Genomic DNA, 7,538 nt, shown 5'->3' with positions numbered 1-7,538 from the left:
GCTCCGCCCCCGACCCCCGCCGCATCCGCCTCCGCCTCCTGGTCGCGCTGCTGGTGCTCGCGCTGGTCCTCGCCGGCGCGGGCATCGCCCTCTCGCTCGCCTCGCGGAGCGGAGGCGCGGGCGCTCCGGCCGCGAGCTCCCCCGACCCCGGCCCGACCTCCTCCGTCGACATGGCCGAGCGCGTCGCCGGTCTCGAGAAGCGCTTCGCCGCCGGGTTCCCGCAGCACAGCATCGTCCTCACGGGCAGCTCCACGATCGGCCGCTGGACGACCTCCAAGGAGGACCTGCGCCCGCTCGAGACCTACAACATCGGGATCGGCGGCACGACCGTCGCCGATCACCTCGCGTGGCTGGACCGCATGGTCGCCCCCTTCGATCCCCGCGCCGTGATCGTGTACGTGGGAGCGAACGACATCAGCGGCGAGGAGGGCTCGCGCACCGGCGCCCAGACCGCCGGCGCCGTCGTCGAGTACCTCCAGCGCGTGGAGGAGGTCGCCCCCGACGCCGAGCTGTTCTACGTCGAGATCGCGGAGACGCCCGCCCGCGCCTCCGTCGGCGCCGAGGTCCGCGCCGCCAACACCGCGGTCAGCGCCTACGCCGAGACGGACGGCCGCGTCACCTTCGTCCCCACCGCCGACGCGCTCGTCACCTCCGACGGCTCTGTCGACCCCTCCCTCTTCGTCGACGACGGCCTGCACTTCGACGAGGCCGGCTACGCCCGGTTCTCGGAGGCGGTCCGCGCGGTGGTCCTGCCCGCTCTGGAGTGAGCCGGCGGGCCGCCGCACAGCAGCCCCGCGCGACGTGAGCGGCCCGGGGACACCGCGCCCGGAGCCCCCAGTGTTGACCCTGAAGGGGGACACGGCCCCTCCGTCGCGCGCGCCTATCCTGGCCCCGCGTCATCGCCGACAGCGCCCTCTGCACCGCCGCAGACCGCCGCTCGCTCAGCAGCGCCGACCGTCTCGGAGTCACCGATGCCCCGCTCGAGGATCCGCCCCCGTGGTCTCGCCCTGCTCACCGTCCTGGCGATCACGGCCGCCGCGCTCGTCGCCGGGCCCGCGGGTCCGGCGTCCGCCGCTCCCGTCGTGCCCGCCGGCTTCACCGACTCGCGGGTGGCGGCCGTCCCCGCGCCGACCGCCCTCGCCTTCACGACCGACGGGCGCACCCTCGTCTCCTCGCAGACCGGCGCGATCCGGGTGATCCGCGCCGGCGGCCTGGTCGCCACCCCGGCCCTCGACCTGCGCTCGAAGGTCTGCGCCAACGGCGAGCGCGGCGTGCTCGGCCTCGCGGTCGACCCGGCACCGGGATCGCGCACCGTCGTCGTCTACTACACCGCGAAGGGCTCCGACTCCTCCTGCCCGACCAACGCCGGCGGCACGGTGAACCCCGCGGGAGCCCCGCGCAACCGCGTCTCCTCGTTCCAGCTCGGCACCGACGACCGCATCGACCCGGCCTCCGAGCGCGTCCTCCTCGACGGCATCTACTCCCCCGCGAGCAACCACAACGGCGGCGACCTCGCCATCGGGAAGGACGGCCTGCTCTACGTCAGCGTCGGCGACGGCGGCTGCGACTACCGCGGCGGAGTCGGCTCGCCGGGCGGCAGCGGCTGCGGCGGCCGGAACGACGCCGCCCGCGACCCGAACATCCTGAACGGCAAGATCCTCCGGATCACCCTCACCGGGGGCGTCCCGGCCGGCAACCCCTACCTGGGCACCGGGACCGCCTCCTGCCGGCTCGCCCCGGCCGCCGCGGGCGTGCGCTGCCGCGAGACCTTCGCGAGCGGCCTGCGCAATCCGTTCCGGATGGCCTTCGACCCGAACGCGACCGGCACCGTCTTCCGCATCAACGACGTGGGCCAGGACGCCTGGGAGGAGATCGACCAGGGCGTCGCCGGCGCCGACTACGGCTGGAACACCCGTGAGGGCCACTGCGCGAAGACCGGCTCGGCCTCGAACTGCGGAGCCGTGGCGCCCGCCGGGCTCACCGACCCGGTCCACGACTACGCGCACAGCAGCGGCTGCGCCTCGATCACGGGCGGCGCCTACGTCCCCCGCGGCGTCTGGCCGGCCGCCTACGACGGCGCGTACCTCTTCGGCGACTACGTGTGCGGGAAGATCCGGACCCTCGGCCGCACCGGCGCGGCCGGCGACCTCGTGACCGGCCTCGGCGGCAGCAGCGCCGTCGCCATGGCCTTCGGTCCCTCGCGCGGGACCCAGGACCTCTTCTACACCAGCTACGCGAACGGCGGCGAGGTCCGGCGCCTCGCCTACACCGCCGCGGCGAACCGCGCCCCGACCGCGACCCTCACCGCCGCCCCCTCCTCCGGCGCGGCTCCTCTCGCCGCGCGGCTGAACGGCTCGGGCAGCAGCGACCCGGAGGGCGGTGCCCTGACCTACCTGTGGTCGTTCGGCGACGGCACCCCCGACCGCATCACGACCGGCCCGACCTTCACCCACAGCTACGCCGCCGGCAGCTGGACCGCGTCCCTCCGCGTCCGCGATCCGAAGGGAGCCGTCTCCGCACCCGCGACGACGAGGATCACCTCGGGCGGCAGTGCCCCGACGGTGAGCATCACCGCACCCGCCGACGGAGGGGTGTTCGTGACGGGCCGGAGCTACGGCCTCCGCGCCACGGCGACCGACGCCGAGGACGGCGTCCTGCCCGCCTCGGCGCTCACCTGGACCGTCCAGCGCCGCCACGCTCAGCACACGCATCCCTTCCTCGGGCCGCTGACGGGGAACGACCTCTCCTTCGTCGCCCCCGGCCCGGAGGACCTCGCCGCCGCCGCGGACAGCGACCTCCTGATCAGCGTCACGGCGACGGACTCGAGCGGAGTGTCGACGACGGCGACGCGGACGTTCTCCCCGCAGAAGGTCTCCGTCACCCTGGCCACCGCTCCCGCCGGCCGGGCGGTCGTCGTCAACGGCACCGAGGTCGCCGGAGGCACGACCGTCGTCTCGTGGGCGGGCTCGGCCCTCCAGCTGGAGGTCCCGGACCAGACCGACGCGTCGGGCACGGCCTACCGGTTCTCGTCCTGGTCGGACGGCGGCGCCGCCTCGCACAGCGTCGTCACTCCCGGGAGCAGCACCACGCTGACGGCGACCCTCGTCGCCGCCGGGCTCCCCGGCGCTCCGACCGCCGTCACCGCCACGGCGGGTTCGGACGGCACGGCGACGCTCGCGTGGTCGCCCCCCGCGGGGACCGGTGGCTCGGCGGTCACCGGCTACCGGGTGTCGCGCGACGGGTCCGACACGAGCGGAGCCGGAGCCTGGAGCGCCGTGGTCGCCGCAACCAAGCGCTCGCAGACCTTCACGAAGCTGGTCCCGGGCCGCAGCTACACCCTCTCGGTGCAGGCGGTCACGGCGAACGGCACCGGCCCGGCGGCCTCCGCGCTCGTCGCCGTCCCCTGACCGCCCGGCGTCCACCGGCCTCCCGGGCGCAGCCCTGCCGCCGCCCAGCCGTGCGCCCCTACGATCGAGCCATGCCGAGCATCCGGAGCCGCCGTCGGCCCCAGCCCCCGATCGAGTCCCCGGCGGGCAGGGGCGCCCGGTGAACGACACCTTCACCGGGATCCTGGACTTCGTCGTCAGCGTCCCCCCGGTCTGGCGGACGCTCCTCGCCGGACTCGCGATCTTCTTCGAGACCACGATCCTGGCGGGCCTCGTCGTCCCCGGCGACACGATCGTGATCGTCAGCGCGACCGGCGTGACCAGCCCGCTGCAGTTCGCGGCGCTGGCCGTCACGGTCGTCATCGGCGCCCTCTGCGGCGAGTCCGTCGGCTTCTACCTCGGCCGCTGGTTCGGGCCGCGGATCCGCGCGTCGCGCCTGGGACGCCGGCTCGGCGAGAAGAACTGGCTGAAGGCCGAGCGCTACCTCGCGCGGCGCGGCGGGTTCGCCGTGTTCCTCTCGCGATTCCTGCCGGTGCTGCACTCGCTGATCCCGCTGACGGTGGGGATGAGCGGGATGCGCTACCGGACCTTCATGGCCTGGACGATCCCGGCGTGCGTGCTCTGGTCGTCCGCCTACGTCGGCGTCGGCGCGGCCGCGGCCGGCAGCTACCGGGAGCTCTCGGAGAGCCTGCACGGCGCCGGCTACGTCTTCGTGGGCGTCATCGTCGTCTTCGCCCTGCTCGTGCTCCTCGGGAAGAAGCTCCTGAACAGAGCGGAGGCGCGTCACCTCGACGAGTGACGCGCCTCCGGGCGTGGATCCGGGGAGGATCAGTCGACGAGACCCGCCGACTTCAGCCACTCGCCCGCGATCGCGGACGCGGACTTCTGCTCGTTGACGCTCTCGGAGTTGAGGGCGACGAGGTCGTCCGCCGTGAGCTTCGCGCTGACCGCGTTCAGCACCTCGGCCGCGTCGTCCGTGATCTTGCTCGAGACGATCGGCACGACGTTGTCGGCCACGAACAGTCCGTCCGGGTCCTCGAGAGCGACGAGGTCGTTCTTCTGGATGTTCGGGTCGGCCGTGTAGACGTTCGCCAGCTGGATCTGGTCGCTGGTGAGCGCGTCGACGGTGGTCGATCCGCCGCTGTCCTCGATCGCCTGGAAGGTGGTCGTGATGCCGTACTTCGACTGCAGGGTGTCGGGCCCGTAGGGCCGCGTCTGCAGCTCGGAGTTGCCGCCGACCACGATCGGGTCGGTGACGTTCTTGAGCGACGCGATGTCGGTCAGGTCCCACTTGTCGGCGAAGGCCTGGGTGACGGTGTACGAGTTCTGGTCGCTGGCCTCGGCGGCGTCGAGGGCGCGGAGGCCGTCGGGCAGCGCGTCGCCGAGCGCGGAGTACACGTCGTCGGCGGTGGTGGCCGTCGCGTCGGGCTCGAGCGCCTGCAGGAGGCTGCCGTCGTACTCCGGGAAGACGTCGATGGATCCGCTCTCGATCTCGGGCAGGTAGATCTCGCGCTGGCCGATGCGCAGCTGGCGGTCGACGGTGAAGCCGTCGTTCTCCAGCGCCTGCGCGTAGATCTCGGCGAGGATCTCGTTCGAGTAGTAGTCCTGCGAGCCGACCACGATGGTCTCGCTGCCCGCAGTCGCACCCGATCCCTCATCGAGCGGATCGCTCGAGGAACACCCTGCCAGTGCCACGACGGCACCGACCGCGAGTGCGCTGAGCGCGACACGGCCCTTCGTGAAATGTGCTGTGAACATTGCTATTTCCCTTCTTCGATGGGGATTCCCATCACCGCGCGTCGTCGGGGCGACGAAGCGCGGGAACCTGTGCGGCCGGCGGTGCCGGCCAGGCCGAGCACGACTCCGCGCGGCACGGCGAGCCGCTGGAGGAGGGCGAAGAGGACCTCGCTGAGGAGCGTCAGCACGATCACCAGGATCGAGCCGGCGAGCATCTGCGGGTAGTCCCCCGACTTCACTCCGCGGAAGATGTACTGCCCGAGGCCGCCGGCGCCGATGTAGTCGGCGAGCGTGGCGGTCGCGATGATCTGCAGCGCCGCCGAGCGGAGCCCGCCGATCAGCAGCGGCAGCCCCAGCGGGATCTCGACCTTCGTCAGGATCTGCCACTCGGTCATGCCCATCGAGCGCGCCGCGTCGACCGTGCGGCGGTCGACCGCCTCGAGCCCGGAGTACGCGCCGGCGAGCACCGACGGGATCGCGAGCACGACGAGGGCGATCACCGGAGCGCCGAGGCCGAGCCCCAGGCTCATCGCCGCGAGGACGAGCACGCCCAGCGTCGGCAGAGCGCGCAGACCGCCTGCGACCGGCACGGCGATGCCCTTGCCGCGCCCGGTGTGCCCGATCAGGTAGCCGATCGGGATCGCGATCGCGGCCGCGATCACGAGCACCAGCAGGCTGATGCCGACGTGCTGGGCGATACGGGTCGGGATCGCGTAGACCCCGGTCCAGTGCGCGGGGTCGGCGATCCAGGCGAAGGCCTCGGCGATGAGGTTCACGACGTCACCGCCCTCTCGACCGCGACCGGTCTGCGCGAGCGGCGCGTGCGGTCCAGAGCCGTCCAGGGCATGAGGAGACGGCCGATCAGCACCAGCAGTCCGTCGAGTACCAGCGCGAGGACGATCGTGAGGACGATGCCCGTGACGATCTCACCGGTGATGCCGCGCTGGAAGCCGTCGGTGAAGAGCAGGCCGAGGCTCTGGATCCCGAGCACCGCGCCGACCGTCACCAGGCTGACCGTGCTGACCGTGACCACGCGCAGGCCCGAGAGCAGGACCGGACCGGCCAGCGGGAACTCGACCCGCCAGAAGCGCGCCCAGCCGGAGTAGCCCATCGCGGTCGCCGACTGGCGGACGTCGTCCGACACCGCGCCCAGTGCGTCCGAGGTGGTGCGGACCATCAGCGCGACGCCGTAGAGGGTGAGGCCCGTGATCACGTTGGCGGTCGAGCGGAGCGGGATGCCCAGCAGGACCGGCAGCAGGATGAACATGGCCAGCGAGGGAATGGCGTAGAGCACGCCGAGCCCTGTCAGCAGGGTGCCGCGGCTCCAGCGGTAGCGGTTCGCGAACCAGCCGAACGGCAGCGAGACGAGGAAGCTGAGCAGGATCGGCGGGACCGACAGGGCCAGGTGCGCCAGCAGGTTCGCGACGATCGCGTCCGTGTTGTTGACGACCCAGTTCACGCGGCGGGGCCGTCCTGCGCGCGCAGCACTCCGGTCGGGCGCCCGTCGCCGTCGACCACGATGCGGGCGCCGTCGCGCTCCTCGATCCGGAGCGAGCGCTTGCCGCGGTCGGCACCGACGAAGCCGGCGACGAACTCGCTCGCGGGGTTCGCCAGGATCTCGGCGGGCGAGCCCTTCTGCGCGATCCGGCCGCCCTTCTCGAGGATGACGACCTGGTCGCCGAGGAGGAACGCCTCGTCGATGTCGTGGGTGACGAAGACCACGGTCTTGTCGAGCTCGTCCTGGAGCCGCAGGGTCTCGCGCTGCAGGTCGGCGCGCACGAGAGGGTCGACCGCGCCGAACGGCTCGTCCATCAGCAGGATGTTCGGGTCGACCGCCAGGCCCCGCGCCACCCCGACGCGCTGCTGCTGGCCGCCGGAGAGCTGGCTGGGGTACCGGGCGGCGAGCGCACGGTCCAGTCCGACCGTGTCCATCAGCTCGAGCGCGCGGGCGTGCGCCTGCTTCTTGGCGACCCCGTTCAGCCTCGGCACGGTCGCGATGTTGTCGATGACCTTGCGGTGCGGCAGGAGGCCGGAGTTCTGCATCACGTAGCCGATGCGGCGGCGGAGCGCGACGGCGGGCAGGGACGAGATGTCCTCGCCGTCGATCTCGATGGTGCCGGAGGTCGGCTCGATCATCCGGTTGATCATGCGGAGGATCGTGGTCTTCCCGCAGCCCGAGGAGCCGACGAAGACGGTCGTCTGCCGGGAGGGCAGCACGAGTGAGAAGTCGTCGACCGCCCGCGTGCCGTCCGGGTACTGCTTGCTGACGTTGCGGAACTCGATCACGAGGCCGCCCGCCGTCCGGCGGTGTGCGCGCCGATCTGTCCCTGGTCCACGACTGTGCCCGCTCTCGCTCCGCGCGTCCGGCCGTTGCACGGCCCGCGGCCCCGAACGGGGCCAGGCGGCAAGGAAAAC

The 7,538-nt window shown here is 72.8% G+C and carries 7 protein-coding genes; 3 read left to right on the top strand and 4 right to left on the bottom strand.

Annotated elements, in window-relative coordinates:
• The 3 genes from C5C56_RS04000 to C5C56_RS03990 all read left to right on the top strand — a co-directional run.
• The coding region (locus tag C5C56_RS04000; protein ID WP_104319140.1) for a GDSL-type esterase/lipase family protein at nucleotides 1-767 on the top strand (767 nt) is incomplete at its 5' end.
• A gap of 204 nt (nucleotides 768-971) precedes the next feature.
• The gene (locus C5C56_RS03995; RefSeq protein WP_104319139.1) at nucleotides 972-3,407 is read left to right on the top strand and encodes a PQQ-dependent sugar dehydrogenase; all 2,436 of its coding nucleotides are present in this window, start codon (nucleotides 972-974) and stop codon (nucleotides 3,405-3,407) included.
• A gap of 139 nt (nucleotides 3,408-3,546) precedes the next feature.
• Nucleotides 3,547-4,185 (top strand): DedA family protein, encoded by a 639-nt coding sequence (locus tag C5C56_RS03990; RefSeq protein ID WP_104319138.1) that lies wholly within the window; start codon nucleotides 3,547-3,549, stop codon nucleotides 4,183-4,185.
• A gap of 29 nt (nucleotides 4,186-4,214) precedes the next feature.
• Here C5C56_RS03990 and C5C56_RS03985 read toward each other — a convergent pair whose 3' ends face one another.
• The 4 genes from C5C56_RS03985 to C5C56_RS03970 are packed head-to-tail and all read right to left on the bottom strand — an operon-like array spanning nucleotide 4,215 to nucleotide 7,409.
• Nucleotides 4,215-5,144, bottom strand: a complete 930-nt coding sequence (locus tag C5C56_RS03985) for an ABC transporter substrate-binding protein (RefSeq protein WP_104223111.1) — start codon at nucleotides 5,142-5,144, stop codon at nucleotides 4,215-4,217.
• A gap of 2 nt (nucleotides 5,145-5,146) precedes the next feature.
• The gene (locus tag C5C56_RS03980; protein WP_104319137.1) at nucleotides 5,147-5,899 is read right to left on the bottom strand and encodes an ABC transporter permease; all 753 of its coding nucleotides are present in this window, start codon (nucleotides 5,897-5,899) and stop codon (nucleotides 5,147-5,149) included.
• Nucleotides 5,896-6,582: an ABC transporter permease gene (locus C5C56_RS03975; protein WP_104223109.1), complete on the bottom strand. Its 687-nt coding sequence runs from the start codon at nucleotides 6,580-6,582 to the stop codon at nucleotides 5,896-5,898. The genes C5C56_RS03980 and C5C56_RS03975 overlap by 4 nt, the downstream gene beginning before the upstream one ends.
• Nucleotides 6,579-7,409, bottom strand: a complete 831-nt coding sequence (locus C5C56_RS03970) for an ABC transporter ATP-binding protein (RefSeq protein ID WP_104225631.1) — start codon at nucleotides 7,407-7,409, stop codon at nucleotides 6,579-6,581. The genes C5C56_RS03975 and C5C56_RS03970 overlap by 4 nt, the downstream gene beginning before the upstream one ends.
• Nucleotides 7,410-7,538 lie beyond the last annotated feature (129 nt).

The sequence above is a fragment of the Rathayibacter sp. AY1D1 genome, from assembly GCF_002932635.1.
Taxonomy (GTDB): Bacteria; Actinomycetota; Actinomycetes; order Actinomycetales; family Microbacteriaceae; genus Rathayibacter.
The sequence above is the reverse complement of the archived record's forward strand: the minus strand, read 5'-3'. Positions and strand labels throughout refer to the sequence as shown.

Excerpts from the sequence above, each read along its gene's own strand:
- C5C56_RS03995 (WP_104319139.1), top strand. The coding sequence starts at position 972 with ATGCCCCGCTCGAGGATCCGCCCCCGTGGTCTCGCCCTGCTCACCGTC.
- C5C56_RS03985 (WP_104223111.1), bottom strand. The coding sequence starts at position 5,144 with ATGTTCACAGCACATTTCACGAAGGGCCGTGTCGCGCTCAGCGCACTC.